Genomic DNA, 20,347 nt, shown 5'->3' on the forward strand with positions numbered 1-20,347 from the left:
CTAACCATATCCACCAGAGTGAGTTAATTACCTCCAGGTTTCAGCATGAAGATCGGAGGGATATTGGCGTAGGGGCTGTTTGGCTAAACAACAAAATTGAGTGTCCACTATTTCAGGACTTGACAGGCTGTGTGGAGTGGGGAATGTGTTACCGGTTTGGGATATGCTGTGAAACTTTGGTGGGGAATGGGTCTCAGAACTCCAGACCGAGCATCAGCATGGGGCTGCGGTCTTTGATGTCCAGCCAGACCTGGGCCTTGTTGTCTTTGGCGTTGTAGCGCAGCACGTCGATGCCGCTGATGAGGTGGTTCACGATCATCACGCCCACCGCCAGCATCCTGTAGTCGCGCATGTTCTGGGCTTCGGTGCGGATCTGCACATACTGCCCGCGGTTGTCCACGCTGTCCCAGTTCCAGGCCTGGTCATCCAGGTAGATGTTCTCATCAATGTAGATCTGCTGCTGGGCGGGGTCTTGGGGAAACAGACGCAACGCTTCCTGCCGCACCCAGGCATTGTAACCTCCGGCTTCGTAGCCGCTGCTGTTGAATTTGCTGAGGTCGCGGAGATAGCTGTCCGCATGGTCACCGGGCGTGATGTGGGCATATTTCAGCGCGTATTCGTAATATTCTTGGGTTTTCAGCTGCGCTTCCTCGTTCAGATAGAGCAGGCTGGAGATGAGGGCCGCTTCAGCTGTGAGCATGCCATAGCCGTAATTCCGGCCGTGGCGCACCTGGCTGAGGCCAGGCAGAACAAGTGACTGCACGAGCTGCAGGCCCGTGCCTTCCGCTGCCAGGCTGGCCCCGCAGGCCAGCAACAGCAGGAGGGTTACCAGATATTTGATCTTGGCAGGCATTAAAACTCCAATCTGTAATTGAGCATCAGGCCGCCTGACTCCAGCGGCGTGAAATAGAGGGCTGTGGGTTGGTCCGGGTTTCTGGAGATCAGGGCCACGTCGATGAGGCTGATCACGCGGTTGAGCAGCATCACCCCCAGGCTGAGGCTCCGGTACATCTTCACGGTCTGGGTCCTGAACCGCAGGGAGCGGTACTGGTCCTGATGTTCGGAACTCTGCCAAGCCCAGGCATCCTCCGCGGAGTAGGTATTTTCGGCCAGATAAGCCTCATAACCAGCGGGATCGTAATTGTATATCAAATAAAAGTTTCGCGCTTCCAGGGTTTGAAGCTGGTTGAACTCATCGCTGCTAATATACTGTTGGATAACCTGATAATAGCTGTCGGACATGTTTTCTGGGATGCCGGCATAAACCTCTGCGTATTTTCTATAAGAGCCGGTGAGGTTGTCGATCTCGCGTCCGGTGGCCAGCCAGGCTGTGAGGGCGAGCAGATCGGTGGTTAGCATGATCCCGCCGCGGGTGCTTTTGCCCAGGGCGATCTCCCCGCTGCCGGGCAGGGCGGCGGACATGCCCAGATAAGCTATCTTGGGCAGCGCGGCCAGGGGCAAAGCGATCAGCAGCGCCAGGACCAGGAAAAGGGTTTTGGGGAACGCGCGCATTCAGAACCTGTAGGTGAAACCCAGCGAAGGGGTGATGTGGTTGTTGCCGCTCAGGCCGGTGTAATACTTCAGTTCAAGTGGTTTTTGGGTGATGGCGGTGCGGTTCACGCGGTTGGTGAGAGTGAAAGCCTCGATGGCCGCGGCCACGTGGTTCAGGGCCAGGCCGATGGTGCAATAGTTGGCATAGTAGAATTGCTGGTTGGCGGCCCGGCGCATGTCCAGATATTCCTGGCGCCAGGGCGAGGCGGCGTTGGAACCGGGGGCCACGGCGTTGGCGGGATCCAGGCTGCCGGGATTGCTCAGATAGTAATCCATCCGGTAGTTTTTAATCCAGCGGTTGTTGATGATGAGTTGGGGGTCGGTGTTGTTCGGATTGAAGACCCAGGTGGCGTTGTTGGGTACCTGGTCCAGGTGGAAAGAGCCTGTGAGGGGATCGGTGGCGAAGTTGTGATACCAATCCGCCCAGCCGAACACATATTTGTCATATTTGCCGATGTCTTCGTAGAAATGCTGGGTATCGGTGTCGTCCAGGCGGAAAAAGGTGCCGTCGTAGATGTCCAGCGTGCCTGGGTTGATGTTCATCATCACTGTTTCCACAGCCTCCTGGTATTCCCTGCGGTAGCGGGTGCCGGTATAGGTGTAGGAATACTCCTCACCGCTGACGCTGTAGTTAAAAACCTGGGTCACCGTCTCGCCGTTGGCGAAGTTCTGGAAAGCCTCGGTCTGGTCCTGGCCCTGTTTGTTGAACCAGACGATGCCGCCGATGGCCGCCAGTTCCAGCACTGGAAAGAGGTAGGTGGTGAAGGCTGAGGGTTTGGCGTAAAACTGGCCCGCGCCGGGCAGCAGCGCCGAAAAGAGCATGGCGCGGCGGGCGTCCTTGGGCTCAAAATTCACCGTAATGATGTCGCTGGCGTCTTCCTGGGGTTCCTGCCAGATCAGGTCGTCTATGTTCTGGGCGAACGCGCCGCTCAGCAGCGCGAAGCCCAGGATGAGGAGGATGGTTGTTTTCATGTAAGCCTCTTGATCATTTCTCCACGGCGAATTTTATCCGCTTGTTCTCGGCGCCTTTGCGCACAAAGAGGATGTAAACGCCGGAGGCAAGCCTGCCGCTGTCCAAGGCCACGTCCCGGCGCAGGATGCCGTTGGCGGGCAGGGTGTGGCTTTGCAGCAGCGAGCCGTTGATGTCGTATAGCCGCAGTTCCACTTCCTGGTCAAAATCTTCCACTCGCACCCTGAACTGGGGGTCACGGACAGGGTTTGGGAAAACAAAAGCGTTGAAATCCTGGCCGGTGGGCACATCGTCTTCCATCTGGAAACCTTTGAAGTTGCCTTCCCCGCCGTTGCGGAAGCCATTCCAGAACACTCCCTGGAAATCAGTTGAAAGTTCCTTTTTGTGGATGGAGAGCCGGCCGTCCGGATCGGCGTAATACCAAAAGAGGTTGACACCTTGCGTGGAATAATGCGCGGTGGCCAGCCGGGAACCGTTCACGGGGCCGTTCGTGAGCAGTGATCTGGGCCAAACGATGCCCTCCGTCCAAACACGATCATCATCCCATGTGATGTAGCCTCCTGAAGAGTAGGCCACGTGGCCGTGCTCGGGCACCGGAAGGCAGAGCAGGGTGTTCCGGAACGCGTTGAGAGCGTAAACATGATTCCGGGGACTGAAGTTGAGCGGGAAGGCGTTGTAGGGAAAGCCGGAAAGCAGGGTGCCGTCGTTCTTCATGGCGTAGATGCGGTTTCCGCAACCCCAGAAAACGGTGGGATCGACGGCCAGGTCGAACCTGGACATGGCTTCATTTGTGTACCAGGTTACGCCAAGCTGGGTGGGCTTGGCGGCCAGGGTGTTCAGCCAGATCCGTTCCAGATGGTTGTTCTGGAATTTGTAAACGCTGCCGCTGTTGGCCATCAGGAAAAGCATCCGCACGCCGTCGGAATCAGCAGTGTAGCCAACTGGCTCGTATTCGCCGAAAGGTTCGGGCAATTCCACCTCAAGCTTGATGTAGAGGTCGCTGGTGTCGATGATGTGCAGCAAATCCTGGCTGAGCGCCACCAGGTCGGTGCCGTAACTGCCCAGGCGCTTGATCCCGGGCAACTGGACCATGTCTTTCACCACGTTGTCCACCACGGAACTCAGGCAGCTGGAGGTGCTCACGAACACGGTATCCCTGAGCGCGAGGGGCGCGGTGCTGATGGGATCGGGATAATTGACGGATTTGCTTTGCAGGTCGTCCAGGGAAAATTCCACAATCTCCAGAGAATTGGCGTGGCTGAGAATGAGTTCCTGGTAGCCGTTTCCATCCTGATCAGCTCTGATCACTGGCTGGTCCAGCGGCTCGCCGTCCCAGGCGAAAGGCCCCATGAGGTCTGTCCACTGGCCGTCGTGATGGCTGAGCAGGGTGATGGATTGCGGACCGATCAGAGGCAGGTCCAGAATGCTGTAGCTGGAATTGATGAAGGGCCCGGGCAAAAGGTCGGGGATGCCGTAGGCGTTCACCGAACTGACATCGAACCAACCGCTGTTCACCGTGAGGTTCATGATCGCGCCCGGATTGCCCATGCCGCCCAGCCAATAGAGCGAACCCATCCCGGCGCTGTCTTCAAGGGGCGGTTTTGTGTTGCCGTTCAGATCGGGTTTCCAAGCTTGCAGGCTCCAGCCGGCAAAGTAACCGGATTCGTCCAGCACCGGCTTCTTGGCGTGAAAGTATTCATACTGGGTGCCGGTCCAGTACCAGGACCACTCATAACCGATGTCGGGCAGGTTGTCCGCTTCGATGATCTCCACCCCGCGCCGGTTGTAGCGGGTGTTGATGGTGTTGTTCTCGTAGTTGGAGTAAAAAGTTCCGTCGCTGCCGGTGGCGCCCTGAGCGTAGATCACATCTTCATTCACCCGCCAGGCCAGGATCCCGCCGCCCACGGAGGAGCCGTCCTCCCTTTGGAAGGAGGGCAAAAGGTAGTCGTATTCATAGGTGGGGACGTTTTGGGGATCGTCGATCGCAGTGGGGTAGAGGATCACCCGGCCGTCATCGCTGGCCTTGAGCGCTGTGGCTCCGTCACCGTCCGGGTCCACGCTGCGGTTTTCCACCAGCAGGTATTCGGTGGGGGACAGGGGCAGACGCAGGATCTGGGGTATCAGTTTGTTTCCCGGTTGCCGGTGGCTGCTGGCGGCAAGGGCCATTTCGCTGAACAGGCCAACTTTGTCGGCGTCTTTAAGCAGGCCGCGGGAGCGGAGGTCATCGCCGAAGACAAGCTCGCGTGACCAGGCGCCGGGAAGCCCGGGCAAGGCGCCTTCCAGCAAAACATAGGAGCCGTCGTCCAAAACGTCCATGAGGATGCCGGAGCCGCCACTGTCCATGATGTCGAAAACCCCCACCATGGGTTGCCAGGTGTATACATTGTAGAGATCCACGAAACCCAGGGAGTGTCCAAATTCATGGCAGAGCACGGCATTCAGGGCGCCGTAGCCGCTGCGGAAAACGTTTTCTCCGGAGGTTTCGCTGGCAAAATCCTGTGAGATGGTGGCGGGCACGTTGCAGGCCTTGCCGATCAGCACGGAGCCTTCATCCACCACGGCTTCCTTGCCGTCGCCCACCCGGATGAAAAATGAGGGGATGTCGGAAGGGGTGTCGCCAAAAACGTCGTGCTGCCAGTCGGAGCCGGCGTGGATGATCATGAAGTGGCCGAAAGTGGAGAAATCCAGCTCTGGCGAAAGGCTGTCCGCAAGTTCGAAGGCGGTTTTAAAATACTCTTCCATGCGGGAAACGAAGAGTTCGTTGTCCGCGCCTGGAGGGTTGTACCAGCCCATGGTCTGGGGCAGGGTGTAAGTCCCGGATTGAGGCCAGACTTCATATTGGAGGTTGTAGGACCCGGCGGAGGCGGCCAGATAGTAATGGCGCATGGCCTCCAGATTTTGCAGGAAATAGGCCTGGTCGTGCGGGGGGCTGCCGATGTTGTAAAGATAGTTGGGATCAGGCTCCAGAAGGAATTTGCCGTTGCCGGTGGTGTTGGGGTCATCTGTGCTTTCCTCAGCAAAATCCACCAGGATCACCAGCAGCCTGTAGAAGTTGGCATCCCGGGTATGCGGCGCGGCGGCCGCCTGCCTGGTCAGCAGCTGGGTGAAGGGATGCCGGCGCGGAGGGCGGTTCGAGAAATGTTTCTGGAGCGTGAGCTTTTCAGCACCGAGCAGGCTGGCCAAGGCCAGCAATAGGAGCAGAAACCGTGTTTTCATCCGTATCCAAAGCCGTACTCCCCATGCTGAAAAACATGGGGAGACTGGCTGGAATCACTTTCTAAAACTCGAAGCCCAGGGAGAAGACCTTGTTGAAATCGACCAATTCACCGCCGGGGACCATGCTGAAATCCGCGTTCAGCTTATATTTCTTGCTGAAGGTGTATTGGATCCCGGCCCCGAAGCTGGGGCCCATCACGCTTCCGGCTGAATCGAGGAAATAGCCACCGCGGAGTGAGATCAGATCAAGGTAGGTGTATTCCGCGCCGATCCCGAAGATGGATTCCTCCATGTGTTGCCAGCCGGTGACAAACCTGGTGAGCAGGGGGTCTTCGTTGGCCAGGACCTTGCTGGCTTCCGCGGAGACCAACAGCTTGTTCATGGGGGCGTTGAGGATCTCGTAAGCCGCGCCCAGCCTTACGGTCATGGGCAAGGGGTCGGATTGTTCCTGGTCGATGTAGGTCACGTTCGGGCCGATGTTTTGGATCACGAAGGAAAGGTTGGTGCCATCGGTGAGGAAATCCTGATATTTGGCGCCAAGGTCGAAGGCGAAGCCGAAAGCCTTGCCGTCCGGCTCGGTGGGTTGGCCGGGCCCCAGATAGCTGTAAACGAACTTGAAATTCGTACCAACGCCCAACTGTTGTGGGATCACATCGTAGCTATAGCCTACGTTTCCGGCAAATTCAAAGCTGTGGAATTCGCCGATCACGTTGTTGTTTTCGTCGGTCTGGGTTTGGGTGCCCATGTCCAGAAGGGTCAGGTGGGCGTTGATGTTCCCGATGCCCTGGAAATACTGGTTATAGCCCAGGTATTCGTAATACATGTCGTTGAAGCCGGAACCTGCCAACCAGGGAATGTGCGATCCGGCCAGCTGGGTTTTGCGGTTGAACGCCGTGGCGCCCGGATTCCACCAGGCGGCGTAAGCGTCGTCGGCAACGGCGGAATAGGCGCGGCCCATGCCGTTGGCCCGTCCGCCCGGCTCAAAGGTGAGCGACAGCATCGAAGCCTGGGAGATCGCCCCCAGGGAGAAGGGCAGGCTCAATGCGATCATCAGCGCTGCCAGGGTAAGCATTCTATACTTGGACATCATACCTCCATTGAGATATAGTGAATGGCGCGGGTGTAAAATATCCCGGCGCGGTTTTCTTCTGATTTGTTTGTTTCAGGGAAGGTAAATACCCCATAAAAAAGTTGTCTCGCCGCTGTTCTACAAAAAAATGCAGCCTGCTAGCAAATCTAACTGATCGGTTTTCTCCCAAATCTTTGTGGTGCCGAAGGCCGGAATCGAACCGGCACGGACCATAAGTCCGGTGGATTTTGAGTCCACTGCGTCTACCTGTTTCACCACTTCGGCACGATGCATACCCTTTTCCCAAAGTCCGCAAGCTTGTCAAGCGGAATATCAAGGCTGGATCTGATAATTGTAGCACAATGTCAACAGTTGCGCGCTGGAACAGCTCTGCGCTCAGGATCCGGCCTCGCGGTCGATGGCCTCTTGCAGCTTGGCCGCGGCCTCATCCAGAGCGGCCTGGGGCGAGAGCATGCCTTCCTTGGCTTTTTCCAGCGCCTTCTTCAGTTCGTCGCGGCCCACGAACCAGGCGGGGTGCTGGGGCTCGAACACGGCGTTGTCGAGCTGGGCGTAGATGCCGCGGAATTGGGGAAAGGTGTTCAGGAAATCCACAATGGTTTTAGACTGCATGGCGCTCTTGCGCAGGGGCATGTAGCAGGTGCGCGCGCTCCATTTGGCGGTTTGTTCGGTATCGGTAAACCACTTTATGAATTCCCAGGCGGCTTTTTCCTTTTTGGGGTCGCCGCTTTTGAAGATCACGATGTTGGCTCCGCTGATGGCGCTCTTATTGGTTTTGTGGACGGGCAGCGGAGCGTAGCCAACGTTGAAATTGATGGGCTGCTGGCGCATGTAGGTGATCGAGACGCTGGAGCCTTCGAACATTGCCACCGTCCCGGCCAGGAAGGCGTTCTGGCCGTCCATTTCCTTGGAGGCCTTGGCGATCTTTTCCTTGTTGACCAGGTTGAGCGTGTAATTCAGCGCTTCCAAGCCGGCCGGGCTGTTCAGCACCGGTCTGTAGTTCTCGTCCATGATGGTGCCGCCGGCCTGATGGATCAGGTTCACGAACTGCCATTCGTTCACGGTGAAGTTCGCCCCGTAGGTTTCGGCCCGGTCCTTGGTTTTGGGCGCGGTCAGTTTACGGCAGTATTCCTCAAACTCTGCCCAAGTGGCCGGGAATCGGTCTGGTTCCAGTCCGGCGCGGTAGAAGGCGTCCTTGTTATAGAAATATGCCCGCACGCTTTTGTTGAAAGGGAAGGACCATTTTTTACCCTGATAGGTGATGGATTGCATGAAGACGGGATAGAAATCCTCCAGCTCTTCCTCTGTGAAATCCGGATCGTTGGCCAGAAGGCTGTCGATGCTCACCAAGACTTCATCCTGCTGGTATTTGGCCGCCCATGATTCGAACACCTGGGCCAGATCGGGTTGCTTGCCCACCTGCAAAGAGGCGGAAAGCTTCTGCTGCAGGGCGTTGTAGCTGCTGATGGGATTGGCGATCACCTCAATGTCGTCGTGGGTTTTGTTGAATTCCACGATCATTTCGTTGAGCACGTCCCCCAGGGGTCCGCTCAAACCATGCCAGAAGCGGATCTGGACCTTGTCGGATTTAGCCGCCTGGCCACAGCCGGCCAAAAGCAAGGCCAGAAGCAGGATTAGGCTTGATACACGCCGCATTGTCTCATCCTTTTCTTAGATTGATGCCATCAACGCATCGAGAAAAAGCAGCATTATTGACCCGCGCTTTGAAGTCAACCATTTTTTCTCCACGGCCTGGCCCGGGCCCTGTCGCTGTCTGCTGAGGGAAAGCAGCTAAACCGAGCAGCTGTTGCTAAAAAAGCTCTCGTTCAAACCGGGTGGGTTAGCATGGGGGCCGATGGAAATGTTTGCCCGTTGAAATGTTCTGCCAGTGAGGCCATGAGCGCTCGCCACCATCCCTCTCCCACGCCCCACGCCAGTTCCTCGCATCAAACGCGGGTATCAGGCGGGAGGCGCGTTTGGAACCCAGGACAGGGCCTTAACGGCCAGATAGCAGCGCTTCCATCCAGGAATCTCATCCACCCGTCATCATCTGATGTCCTTGGGTGAAGCCACCCGCTTCGAAGCAAGACCTAAAAAGTCTGGAGGGCCTTAGTCATCCTAACTTTACAGGCTTGAGCATTCAAGGTTTCCGGCAGCGCCGGTATTCTGTGAAAGCCAGATCGAATCCTGTGACTGAGGTTACTGCCTCAAAGGAGATGAGTTCCCAAGCCTCGGGATCGATCACGGGAAAATGGGTGTCCCCCTCGAATTCCGCGTCGATGCGGGTGAGGTGGAGTTTGGAGGCCAGGGGCAGGAAGAGTCTGAAGATCTGAGCGCCGCCGATCACAAAACACTCATCGTCAGGGCAGTGCCGCAAACAGTCTGGAACGCCGTGGCAGACGATGGCTCCGGGTACTGTGAGCTTTTTATCGCGGCTGAGGATGATGTTCACCCGTTCGTCGAGGGTGCGGCCCAGCGACAGCCAGGTATTTTTGCCCATCAGCACAGTGTGGCCAAGGGTTTTGGCGCGGAAATACTTCAGGTCTTCGGGAATGTTCCAGGGCATGCGGTTGTCGCGGCCAATAAGGTTGTTGCTGTCGAGCGCCGCGATCACGGAGAAGCGTGGCTCAGTCAAAACGTCCCGCCTCGAAGAATCTGTCTATCGGCGGTATTCCTGCGCTCAGGGCCTCGGTGAGGGTTCCGCTGAAGATGAGAGCGCCGTCTTCAAGGAAGAAGATGCGGTCGGCCAAACGCTGGATGGAGGCCAGTTCGTGGGTCACGACCACGATGGTCATGTTCAGCTGGGTTTTCAGGTCCAGCAGCAACTCGTCCAAAGCCCTGGCGTTAAGCGGGTCCAGACCGGAAGTGGGTTCATCGCAGAAGAGGATTTCGGGGTCGAGGGCGATGGCCCTGGCCAGCGCGGCCCGTTTTCTCATTCCTCCGGAAAGTTCGGAGGGAAGCTGATACATGGCCCCGTCCAGGCGCACCAGGTTAAGTTTCGCCCGGATCACGCGTTCGATAACGCGAAGGCTGAGGCGGCTGTGCTGTTCCAGAGGGATGGCGAGGTTGTCGAACACGCTCAGCGAATTGAGCAGCGCGCCGCTCTGGAAGAGAACCCCGAAGCGGATCAGGATCTCGCGGTAGCGCGCCTCATCCATGTCTGTGAGTTCTTCGCCGCGGTATTTCACGCTGCCGGCCGTGGGCTGTTCCAGGCGCAGGATGTTCTTCAACAGAGTGGTTTTGCCGCTTCCGCTGCTGCCGAGGATCACCGCCACCTCGTTGGGCTTGATGTCCAGGTCTATATCTTTCAGGATCACGCTGTCACCATAGGCTGCCCGCAGCCCGCGGACGCTGATGAGGGGGTTCATAGATACACCAGGCTAAATACGGCGTCGGCCACGATGATCGCCAGGATCGACGCCACCACAGACCTCGTGGTGGCCCGGCCCACTCCTTCGGCCCCGCCCCGCACCTGGAAACCGTGATGCGCTGCAATGACCACGATCAGCCAGGCAAAGACCACGCTTTTGGTGTAGGTTATGAACAGTTCGGAGGGCTCCAGCACCATCAGCGTGCGCTGCAGATAGACCTGGGGGGCAATGCCCAGATGCCCTACCGCGATCAGGATGGCGCCAATTTCGGCGGCCAGAATGGAGAAGGTGACCAGGATGGGCATCATCAGGGTGAGGGCGTGAAATTTGGGCACCACCACGTAGCGGATGGGGTCCAGGGCCATCATGCGCAGGGCGTCTATCTCTTCGGAAACCTTCATGGTGGCAATCTCGGCCGTGATGGCGGAGCCGCTTCGGCCGGCCAGGATGATGGCAGTGAAGAGTGGCGAAAACTCCCGCACCAGGGCGAAGGACATCACATCGGCCACAAAAATGGCGGCGCTGAAGTTCTTCATCTGCACCCCGGTCTGCAAAGCGATGATGAAACCGATCACAAAGGATAGCAGCGCCACGATCGGCAGCGCGTCCATGCCCAGAAAAGCGCACTGTTGGGCCAGCGAACCCTTGCGCTGTTCGCGGTGGCGGAAGATGTCCACCACCGACCAAGCGAAAACGTCCGCTGCCAGCTGGAGAGCGTTTTTCGCGCTTTGCCACTCCTGCTGAACTGAGGCCCCGATCTGCTCCAGCCAACCCTGTTCGCGTGGTTTTTCTAAAGGCGGGACGCCAGGGCTGCGGAATCGGTGGATCACAGCCTGAACTTCCGGGCGAGCGGGTAAAACGTTTGCCTCCCCCTCTTGCGCAACCAGCCGCAGGATCTCTTCCCACATGGCGGTTCCCGCGCTGTCGATGCGCTCGATCCCAAGGGGGTCTATCCTTTCCACCCTTTCCTGGCGAAGGATTTTGGCAACCTCTGTGTCTACGCCGTCCAGAGCCTTCAGGGTGAAATCCCCCTCCAAATGGAGAGTGCCAGCGTCGAAGCGAATTCCGGCCATGATCAGTAGAACAGCGAAAGCCTCAGATAGCTGCCGTAATCGTAAACCACCCAGTCCTTTCGGGACCTGTCATACTGCACGTTCAACCTCAGGTCCAGCGAGATGTTGCGGTAGATGCGGAAATTGATCCGGTTCTCGCTTTCGAAGCGGACGCTGCGGTCCTCGGTGCTGAGGGGAAAGAGGAGGTCGATGGAGGAGTTCACGCGGATGAAATCGAGGATGTTGACCGCGGAGAGCACCAAAGTGCTTTCCAGGCCGTGAAAAGCCTGGTTCGGCTGTTCGCGGTAGATGTCGTAGATGTTGGTGTCGGAGGGATCCTGGCTGGGTCCGGTGGCGCTGAAGACGTAGTATCCGTCGTTGATCTCCTGCTGCCAGCCGTAGCCGAAGCGCAGGCTCAGCGAAGCGCGGGGGCCGAAAACGAGGCGGTAAGTGATCCCCGTTCCTTCCTTCAGGCGCATGGGGAAGAAGGGTCTTTTCGTCTGCAGCCTCACCTGATCCTGCAAGGTAACGGAGTCATCCTCAGCGGATACGAGGATCAAGTCCTTCAGTTGCGAAAAATGCGCGAACTCCCGGAAGAAATGGGTTTGCACGTCGCCGCGGGCGTAGAAGGAGAAATTGCGCAGGGCACGGCTGCTTTCCCAGGGAGTGAGCAGCAGGACGTTTTTTAGGGAATAGGCGTCGGAACTCACGCGCAGATCGGAAAAATCAGCGCTGCTGAGGCCCAGATCATAATTGCTGCGCAAGGTGTAGAGGGTGAAGGGGAAAGTGGCGTCCACCGCGTTTTCCAGCTGCCCGGTGACGGTGAGTCCCACGAAGGGATGGGCGGGGTCCGCCTCGTTGTTCCCGGCCAGGCTCAAATTGCCGTGCATGGCGCCTTTGTGCACCACGGGGCGGTCACGCACCACGGGTTCCTCACCCAGGACGCCTGCCCCCAACAGAATGTTTCCCTCTCCGGAAGGGTCAACCACCAAGGTTAGGATCCGGCTGTCGCCTTTGGCCAGATCGATGGTGGTGAAGTCCTCCAGTTCGGTCCAGGTGCCTCCGCCCAGTTTGACCATGTAAGTGCCGGGAGGGAGGATCCAAACCTTGTCCGGCTGACCCAGGTCATCATCGCCGATGCTGGTGCCGGGTCCCAGGGGATAGTATTCGAATTTGCCCACTTCTTTCACCCAGACGTCGTAGGGCAGGCGCACCCGGTTGTTGTTCCCGTCGATGATCTTCACGCTCAGTTCGGCCCACTGCCCGCTCACCACGGTGCGCATCTTGGGCAGTACCTCCACTTCCAGCGGGATGTTCTGGCTTTCACCGATGGTGATGCTGTAGCGCCCGGGCGGGAGGGGCAGTTCCTTGTTGAATTCGCCGTCATTGCGGGAAACTTCGTTATCCAGGCCATGCACATTGTATCGGATGAGGTCGTCGGTGTCCGTGCCGAGCGTGAGCAGCAATTCTCCGTGCGAGTTGGCAAGGTTGGCTGGGGGCAGGTCCTCCAGGGTGAAAATGTCCTGGCTTGTTGTCTGCAGGGTTGCCAGTGCCACCTGGTCCTGTCCGCCGCTCAGGAAATTGCGGCATTTGGCCGCGAACACGTCCGTTTCCTGCATCAGCAGTTCGTTGTAGCTCTGGATCAGATAGACCATGCTGGCGTCGGGCAAGGGCTTGTAGCGTTCCGCTTTATAGCTGAGGAGGATCTTTTGAGTGTTGGAATCCCTAAGGAAAAATTCCATCCGCAGATAGGCGCGGGCATCTTTTGCCTCGATCTTTTCCAGGTTCAGAACCTTGGTCTCTAAAAAGTAGTCGGGATCAAACTCACCCGTGGTGCGGTCGACCTGGCTGAAGATGCGGTAGGCTCGCAGCCGTTGCACGATCAGGTCTGGAATGGCGTCGTTCAGCCGGCTGGCCCAAAGATGGTCCGGCAGATAATGTACCCGGGAGAAGTTTTCCTTAACCACCAGCTGGCTTTTAGTGTAGGCCCGGCCCACTTCCGCGTCCAGCACCTCCAGGGATTGGGGGAAGGGCTGAGACATGCGCAGAGCTGGGTTTTCATTTCCCTCCCTGTATTCCAGCACGTAGTAGTTCGGACGCAGCCGTTCAGAATTCCAGGCGCATCCAGTCACTGTCAGCACGGCGGCCAGGATGCCCAGCCACAAACAATTCTTGATCACGCGCTCCTCCCTTTAGTTTCCCCGCAGGATCAGGGCGGGTTGGTCAGATATTTGCCGGGCGAAATCGTTGAGGTTTTCGCTGGCTTCGCGCAGGTTTTCCAAGGTCTCGTTCAGGTTCACCCGGTTGCGGATCAGGGTCCGGTCGATATTGGTGATCAGGTTTCCGGCCTTGTTCACGGTTACAGTGAGTTCCTCGGCCAGGTCGGAGATGTTGGCTTCGTTGAGTTTGGCCGTGAGAGTGTTCAGGTTGTTCACCAGAGTGTCCATTTCCGCCGAGGCCAGGATCTGGTTCACGCGGTCCATGGCGGTGTTGATCTTCAGGCTCACTGTGGCGATGTCCCGGGTGGTCATAAGGATCAGGGAATCGGAGTTGGCGCCGATCTTTCCCAGTTGCAGCCTGGTATCGGTGAGCAGCAGATTGGTTGAGCGATTGATCTCAGCGATGCTTTTATCCAGGTTGGCGCTGATGGAGGCCAGTTGTTTGCCCAGGTCGTTGGTGAGGGCTTCCAGGCTGGTGCGGGTGGAAAGGGTCAGGCTGTCCAGGCTGGATGAGCTGCGGTCGCCTATCCTCTGGATATTACGGGAGGCCACGGTGGATATGGAATCCAGGTTCGCGGTCAGGTTGTCCGCGATGCGGTCGAAGCTTCCGCCCGCGCCCTCAGTAAAACCCTGGGCGGATTGGGTGATCCGGTTCAGGCTATTCAGGGTGGTGGAAAGCTTGGCGCGGGTTTCGCTGATCAGGCTGCTGGTTTCGGAGAGGATGGAGGCGAGGTTGGCCTGGTTTTCCTCAGCTGTAAGCTGGTCCAGGTTCGAGGCTATGCGGTCCACCTTATCCACTATGGACACTGCTTTGCCTGAGATCTCGTCGAGCTCTGTGGCGCCGGTTTTGATGAAGCTGCCGGGTTTCAGGTTTTTCGCCCCATTGGTCCCGCCGCGGATCTCCACCGCTTTGGTGCCGGTGATGCCCACATACACCAGAACCGCCTCGCTGTCCTCTTTCAGCGGCGTGCCGGGGTCGATGCCCAGGGTCAGGATCACGCTTTGAACGTCCTTCGGATCTATCGCCACCTTGTCCACGATGCCGATGGGGATGCCTCTGTAATAGACTGAAGCGCCGGCCTGGAGGCCGAACACCGACTGGTTGGTGAAGCGCAGGAAATAGGTCTCGCGCTTGAGGGTGAGCTGTTTGCCGATCACCAGCGCGAAGAACAGGCCGATCAGGGCGATGCCGGTCAGCACAAAGATGCCGAGCCTGATCCGGGCGGATTTGGCAGCCATGATACCTCCCGTCAGGGATTGAAAGTGATGTCTCCCGTGAGCAGCTTGCTTTTCACGTGCACCGGATTCTCCGCGGTCAAACTCACCTTGCCTTCGCAGATCACATCTTCGCCAAAACTGATGTCGCCGCTGATCTTAAGCCCAGAGCAGCCCACCAGCGAGGGAATGCCATCGCGGAAGCGTTCCAGCAGTTGGTCGATCCTGCCGTAGTGGCGTTCGTCCAGCTCGATCGGGGGAATGGATTCCACCCCGCGGCGCGTGACCACCTGATACTGGTCGTTGAGCTCATAGAGGTCGCTCCAGATGGCCAGCAGATCGTTGTTTTTCTTCACCGGGGCGAATCTGGAACGCGGCACCATCACTGCCTGAGCGCCGTTGAACACGCCGATCGCCGCTCCCATGGCGGTTTCCAGCTGATAGACCGGAGTGCCGTCCACGGTTTTTGGGTTCACGATCAACGGCAGGGGCATGATCCCGTCGCCGGCGATCAGATTCCACTGCAGGGCCTTGAGGTCGATCCAGAGGTTGTTGGTGTTGAAATATTGGTAAAGTTCCACGTTTTGGAACTCGTCCAGCTCTTCGGGAGGGCATTGCGCCACTTCCCGCAGCATCAGCCGGCCCTGTTTGTCCTGGCAGAGGTGCCCACCCTTTTTGTCCGCTTCGGTCCGGGCGCAAACCTCCATCAGGAAATGGATGTCGTTGGCTTCCATATAGGCCGGGATGCAGGTGTCGACGGTCGCGCCGAGGTTGTCGGAATTGGACACGAAGGCGTAGCGGTATCCGGCGTCGATCATTCTGTCCAGCAGGCCGGAAGAGCTCAGTGCGGCGTAGATGTCACCGTGTCCGGGCGGGTTCCACATCAAGTCAGGATCATCGTTCTCGTAGGGTTTCAGGTTGTCCTGCCGGATGCGGGGGAATCTGTTTTGCAGAAAGGACACCGGCAGCTTCTGCCGGGCGAGGTCCGGGTATTTTTCCAAATACTGCAGGGTGTCGGCCTCGGTGCTGTAGCTGTTCATGAACATCAGCAGCACTTCATAGCCGGTTCCGGAGCGCAGGGCCAGCACCTGGCGGGTGATTATGTCCAGGAAGTTCATGTTGCCTTTCACCGGTAGCAGGCTTTTCGCGGCGCTGAGGCCCATGCTGGTGCCGAGGCCGCCGTTCAGCTTGATTACGGCGATGCTTTTCAGGATGCTCTGCTTGCGGTACTGGATCAGGGCGGAGTGGTCGATCACGCTGGAAGGCGCGGGGGGATCGATCGTGCCGCGCGGGATCACGCCCAGAGCGCCGGCTTCCAGCTGTTTGTAGTAGGCGCTGAAAGTGCGGATCAGGCTTTCCGCCAGCCCCGCGGCTTTCATTTGCTTCACAAAGAGGTTCAACATCCGAAGGTCCTTTCTCGTTTTATTTGCCCGGGTCCTGCTTCAACACAGCCTCGAGCATGGCCTCATCCACAGGGGTGGGAACGGTGATGTGCCCTTCGCCGCCATGTTTTGCGTTCCAGGCCTGAACGGTTTCGATGGCGTTCGGATTGCGAGCCCAGCCGCGCCTGCCCACGCCTCCCATCACATCCCAGGAGAGCGCTGAGCGCACCACCTGGTCCATGTGTTCGCTACCATCCAGAACGATGCCGTTGCCGCCGTTGATGGAGCGGCCGATGCCCACTCCGCCGCCATTGGAAAGCACCACCAGACTCATGCCGCGGGCGATGTTTCCGGCGAAGCAGTGGGTGGCCATGTCCGCCATCACATTGCTGCCGTCGCGGATGTTGGCGGTTTCGCGGAAAGGCGAGTCCGTGCCGGAGGTGTCGTGGTGATCACGGCCCAGCATCACGGGGCCGATCTTGCCTGCGCGCACCATTTGGTTGAATTTCAGCGCGATGCGCACCCGCCCTTCCTCGTCCGCGTAGAGGATGCGGGCTTTGGTGCCCACCACCAGTTGGTTGGCGCCGGCTTCGGCGATCCAGTGGTGGTTGTCGCGGTCCATGGCGTTGCGGCTGGGGTCGATCAGTTCGTGCGCGGCCCGGTCGGTGAGCTCCAGATCGCTTTCCCTGCCGCTGAGGCAGACCCAGCGGAAGGGTCCGTAGCCAAAATCGAAGCAGAGCGGCCCCATGATGTCCTCCACATAGGAGGGGAAGATGAAGCCTTCGCTGGTGTTCACGCCGTTGCGGGCGATCTCTTTCGCCCCGGCATCGAAGACCGAGGCCAGGAAGCTGTTGCCGTAATCCCAGAATCTGGCCCCTTTGGCGCAGAGCCGCTGGATCACGTGGAAATGCCGGAGCAGGGACGCGTCCACGGCCGCTCGGAATTTCGCGGGGTCGTCGGCAAGCAGCTGCCGGCCTTGTTCAAAGCTGTATCCCGCCGGGGTGTAGCCGCCTTCATAAACAGCGTGGCAGGAAGTTTGGTCGGAGAGCAGTTCAGCCTTGATATTGTGCTCGTCCACATATTCCAGCAGATCCACGATGTTGCCGTGATAGGCGATGGAGACAGGTTTGCGGCTGGAGCGGAACTCATCCACCCAGGCGAAGATTTCTTCCGGAGAGCTCGATACACGGCCCACCCAACCCTGCCGGTGTCTGGTCTCGATGCGGCTGGGGTCCACTTCCGCGATCACTCCGATACCGCCGGCGATCTCCACGGCTTTGGACTGAGCGCCGCTCATGCCGCCCAGGCCGGAGGAAATGTAGAGCACCCCGGCCAGATCGCGGTCGGCGGGGATGCCCAGATACTTGCGGCCGGCGTTCAACAGCGTGATGAAGGTCCCGTGCACGATGCCCTGGGGGCCGATATACATCCAACCGCCTGCTGTCATCTGGCCGTAATTGGCCACACCCAGCGCGGTGAGCCGCTGGAAATCCTCCGGATTGTCCCACTTGCCTATCACCAGGCCGTTGGTGGAGATCACCCGCGGGGCCTCCTTGCGGGATGGAAACAGCCCCAAAGGATGGCCGGACTGCACCACCAAAGTCTGTTCGTCGGTGATCGCTTCCAGATACTTCATGATCAGGCGGTACTGCATCCAGTTCTGGAAAACCTGGCCGGTTTCGCCGTAGGTAACCAGTTCATAGGGATAGAGCGCGATGTCGAAGTCCAGGTTGTTGTCGATCATCACCTGCATCGCTCGCCCCGCCACCGTGCCTTTATATGCGTCGATGGGGCGGCCCCAGATCCTGCCGGCGGGACGGTATCTGTAGCCGTAGATCCGGCCGTGTTCTTTCAGCTCCCGCAAAAACTCCGGGGCCAGCCGGCTGTGCAGTTCGGTGGGAATATAACGCAGCGCGTTCATCAGCGCCTGCTTCATTTCATGGGCGCTCAGGGTCATGCCGCGGTGCGGCGCGCGCCTGAATTGCGGCTCAAAAACGGGGTCGGGCGGCAGTACCGCGTCCAGCTTAACTTCAAAAACATTGCCAGATGGCATCGCAAACCTCATCGCTTCTTTTTGGCGGCATCCGCGCCCAACCCCAGGTTCATGCCCATCATCCTGACGAGGACTGAACCGGCTGGCGCCGAAGCACCGAAATTTTTCATTTGCTAAGAATGTCCGCAAGCTTGTTTTTGTCAAGTTAAATGTCTCCCAGCCTCTCAGGATTAGCGGCCCCAAAGCCGTCTCCGCCTGGTTCGATGACTTCCGCGTATCACGGGAAACAGCCGCCCAGAGCCTCTACCTCTGCGACTTCTACTTCAACACCACCATCCCCTTCCTGGAGATCATCAGCGAACAGGACCGCCTCGCCGGGGAACGCAAACTGGTGGACCTGCTGGTAAGCAAATACGGCGGAAAGGCCGGCCACTCCAGCCTGCTCAACTCTTCCCACATGAGAAAGAGGGAGTTCAATGAATGCATCGCGGGATTGATCGACCGGGAGGCGATAAGAGTGGAAGCCTCAGATCGGGTTCATGGACCGGTGGGGAAAATGTATGTTCTATCACCTTTGATCATGGAATCGTGGAAAAAATGACCGACCGAGCGGGGCAGGGGCAACCCTCCCCGCTTTTTAATACGGAACACCAGTTTCAACTGGTCGGACCGCCGGATTTATCCGGAAATCTTCTGCCGCGTACCAGGCCTGTCAGTCCATCGGCTAAAACCGGATGAATCCGGTGGACCGACCGGATAAATCCGGTGTTCCGGTTCCCACGGAATTCGCTGACTGTCCTCTCCTGACGGCTTCGAGAGTTTGATTGACATATATACCGCCATCAGTTCGTCATATTTCTGTTCCATGAACCATTCTTTCACAACCCTTCACAAATGGCTGTGAATAGTTCTAACCCTTTATAGAAAAGGGTTTGGAGCCCACTATTAACAAAAATTAGTTACTCCCCTCTCTCCGGGATAGAGTCCTTGTGCATTATGCTAATCTTTATATTATATATTAAACTATAATACATATATTATCCATTTCTATATATATGATATATGGTTATACATCTGCATCAGGGATTCCTGCATCATTGCTGCGGAGGGAGGGGAGTTACGTATTTTTGTGAAGGGTTAGCCTGTAATGCTGATCAGTAAAGGATTAGAACTATTCACAACCATTTGTGAAGGGTTGTGAAGAGTGTGAAATTCCCCCCTATGATCCTTGATCCCTTCCCGCCCCTGATCGTTCTGAAAAAACGGCCTTTGTCAGCAACCTGAGCCCCGCAGGGGCGACACATTTTAGCCCGGGGTGGCAACCCGGGTCAACGGGACGAATGAGGGAGATAAGCCCCGCAGGGGCAACACACTAACCTAATCTGTTATTTTGCAATTATTTGTGCCGCCCTCCGGGCTTGCATGCATCCTATGCCTCCACAACCCAGGGTTCCGCTACCCTTCACCCTGGGCTAAGTTGTTACGCCCTCCGGGCTCACCCCCTTCCCGTCCCTCAATCCCCCACCCATGTTCCAGTAACGTCCAAGCCATGCCCGAATCCGGAGATCGGCGGGAGGTCAGCAGTACGTGGGGAGGGCGGACGGGAGCGAGGACGGCCATGCAGAGCCTCGCAGAGGCGACAGATCATAGCGAGAGCGCCTAAGCCCCTTGAATGCGGAATAACCGGTGAATCGAGCCCCTTGTGGGCGACAGAATGATAGCGAGGGCGTGGTGGCGCGGCTTCAGCCGCGACGGAACCCCTCGTACACCGTGCATATCAAACCAGGTTTTCAAGGCCACCGTTCCACCCCAGAAACGCACCGTGTTTCGGGGTGGGCAGGTGGCAATTTTCATTGATCCTCTTTCTGTCGCGCAACGAGGGGCTTACGCGTCCTCGCCATGGTCTGTCGCAACTGCGAGGCTATCCGTTCATTTGTTCATCCGATCCTCTCTCCACCCTCGGGAAGCGATCCGTGGCGCAGCATGCCAATGCTGCGGAACGCACGGTCATTGCAGCGAAGCCTGGGATCCAACCAAGTTCAGACCATGTGGCGCATGATTCCGATCCTGCGAAAAGCCCAAACGCAGCATTGGCATGCTGCGCTACGAACCCGACAATAGACTTGGATTCCAGCCTTCGCTGGAATGACGGATAGGATACTAGAAAGACCTTTGCGTAATACCAAAGAGTCCAGCTTTCCAGGATCTACTTTGTAGTTATCCACAATTTTTTCAAATATTCTCAACATGAACCCTGAAAAAGCTCAGTTATCCACACATTTTGCGCTTTT

General features: G+C 57.7%; 13 protein-coding genes and 1 tRNA gene. All 14 read right to left on the minus strand.

What is annotated here, in order from left to right; genetic code table 11:
* Positions 1–193 precede the first annotated feature (193 nt).
* Positions 194–853, minus strand: a complete 660-nt coding sequence (locus LHW45_09325) for a hypothetical protein (GenBank protein ID MCB5285773.1) — start codon at positions 851–853, stop codon at positions 194–196.
* Positions 853–1,512 (minus strand): hypothetical protein, encoded by a 660-nt coding sequence (locus LHW45_09330; protein ID MCB5285774.1) that lies wholly within the window; start codon positions 1,510–1,512, stop codon positions 853–855. Before LHW45_09330 ends, LHW45_09325 begins: the two co-directional genes overlap by 1 nt.
* A complete protein-coding gene (locus tag LHW45_09335) occupies positions 1,513–2,523 on the minus strand; it encodes a hypothetical protein (protein ID MCB5285775.1) in 1,011 nt (336 codons plus the stop codon).
* Between the two features lie 13 nt (positions 2,524–2,536).
* Positions 2,537–5,737 carry a hypothetical protein gene (locus LHW45_09340; GenBank protein ID MCB5285776.1) on the minus strand — a complete coding sequence of 1,067 codons (3,201 nt, stop codon included), beginning with the start codon at positions 5,735–5,737 and terminating at the stop codon, positions 2,537–2,539.
* A 61-nt stretch (positions 5,738–5,798) separates the two neighbouring features.
* Entirely contained in the window at positions 5,799–6,824 is a 1,026-nt protein-coding gene (locus tag LHW45_09345) for a PorV/PorQ family protein (GenBank protein ID MCB5285777.1), read from the minus strand.
* A 179-nt stretch (positions 6,825–7,003) separates the two neighbouring features.
* Positions 7,004–7,091: transfer RNA gene (locus tag LHW45_09350), tRNA-Leu, on the minus strand.
* A gap of 111 nt (positions 7,092–7,202) precedes the next feature.
* Positions 7,203–8,480 carry an ABC transporter substrate-binding protein gene (locus LHW45_09355; GenBank protein ID MCB5285778.1) on the minus strand — a complete coding sequence of 426 codons (1,278 nt, stop codon included), beginning with the start codon at positions 8,478–8,480 and terminating at the stop codon, positions 7,203–7,205.
* 484 nt (positions 8,481–8,964) lie between these two features.
* Positions 8,965–9,459, minus strand: a complete 495-nt coding sequence (locus LHW45_09360) for a dihydrofolate reductase (GenBank protein ID MCB5285779.1) — start codon at positions 9,457–9,459, stop codon at positions 8,965–8,967.
* On the minus strand, positions 9,452–10,192 hold the full coding sequence (locus tag LHW45_09365; GenBank protein MCB5285780.1) for an ATP-binding cassette domain-containing protein: 741 nt from the start codon (positions 10,190–10,192) through the stop codon (positions 9,452–9,454). Before LHW45_09365 ends, LHW45_09360 begins: the two co-directional genes overlap by 8 nt.
* Positions 10,189–11,157, minus strand: coding sequence for an ABC transporter permease (locus LHW45_09370; protein MCB5285781.1), 969 nt, complete (start codon positions 11,155–11,157; stop codon positions 10,189–10,191). Before LHW45_09370 ends, LHW45_09365 begins: the two co-directional genes overlap by 4 nt.
* Before the next feature lie 113 nt (positions 11,158–11,270).
* On the minus strand, positions 11,271–13,427 hold the full coding sequence (locus LHW45_09375) for an ABC-type transport auxiliary lipoprotein family protein (protein MCB5285782.1): 2,157 nt from the start codon (positions 13,425–13,427) through the stop codon (positions 11,271–11,273).
* Positions 13,428–13,439: 12 nt separating this feature from the next.
* Complete coding sequence (locus LHW45_09380; GenBank protein ID MCB5285783.1) at positions 13,440–14,705, minus strand: MlaD family protein; 1,266 nt, start codon at positions 14,703–14,705, stop codon at positions 13,440–13,442.
* Positions 14,706–14,716: 11 nt separating this feature from the next.
* The gene (locus LHW45_09385; GenBank protein ID MCB5285784.1) at positions 14,717–16,084 is read right to left on the minus strand and encodes a UTP--glucose-1-phosphate uridylyltransferase; all 1,368 of its coding nucleotides are present in this window, start codon (positions 16,082–16,084) and stop codon (positions 14,717–14,719) included.
* Positions 16,085–16,103: 19 nt separating this feature from the next.
* Positions 16,104–18,116, minus strand: coding sequence for a urocanate hydratase (locus LHW45_09390; protein MCB5285785.1), 2,013 nt, complete (start codon positions 18,114–18,116; stop codon positions 16,104–16,106).
* Between the last annotated feature and the right edge of the window lie 2,231 nt (positions 18,117–20,347).

The sequence above is a fragment of the Candidatus Cloacimonadota bacterium genome (genome assembly GCA_020532085.1).
Classification (GTDB): Bacteria; Cloacimonadota; Cloacimonadia; order Cloacimonadales; family Cloacimonadaceae; genus Syntrophosphaera.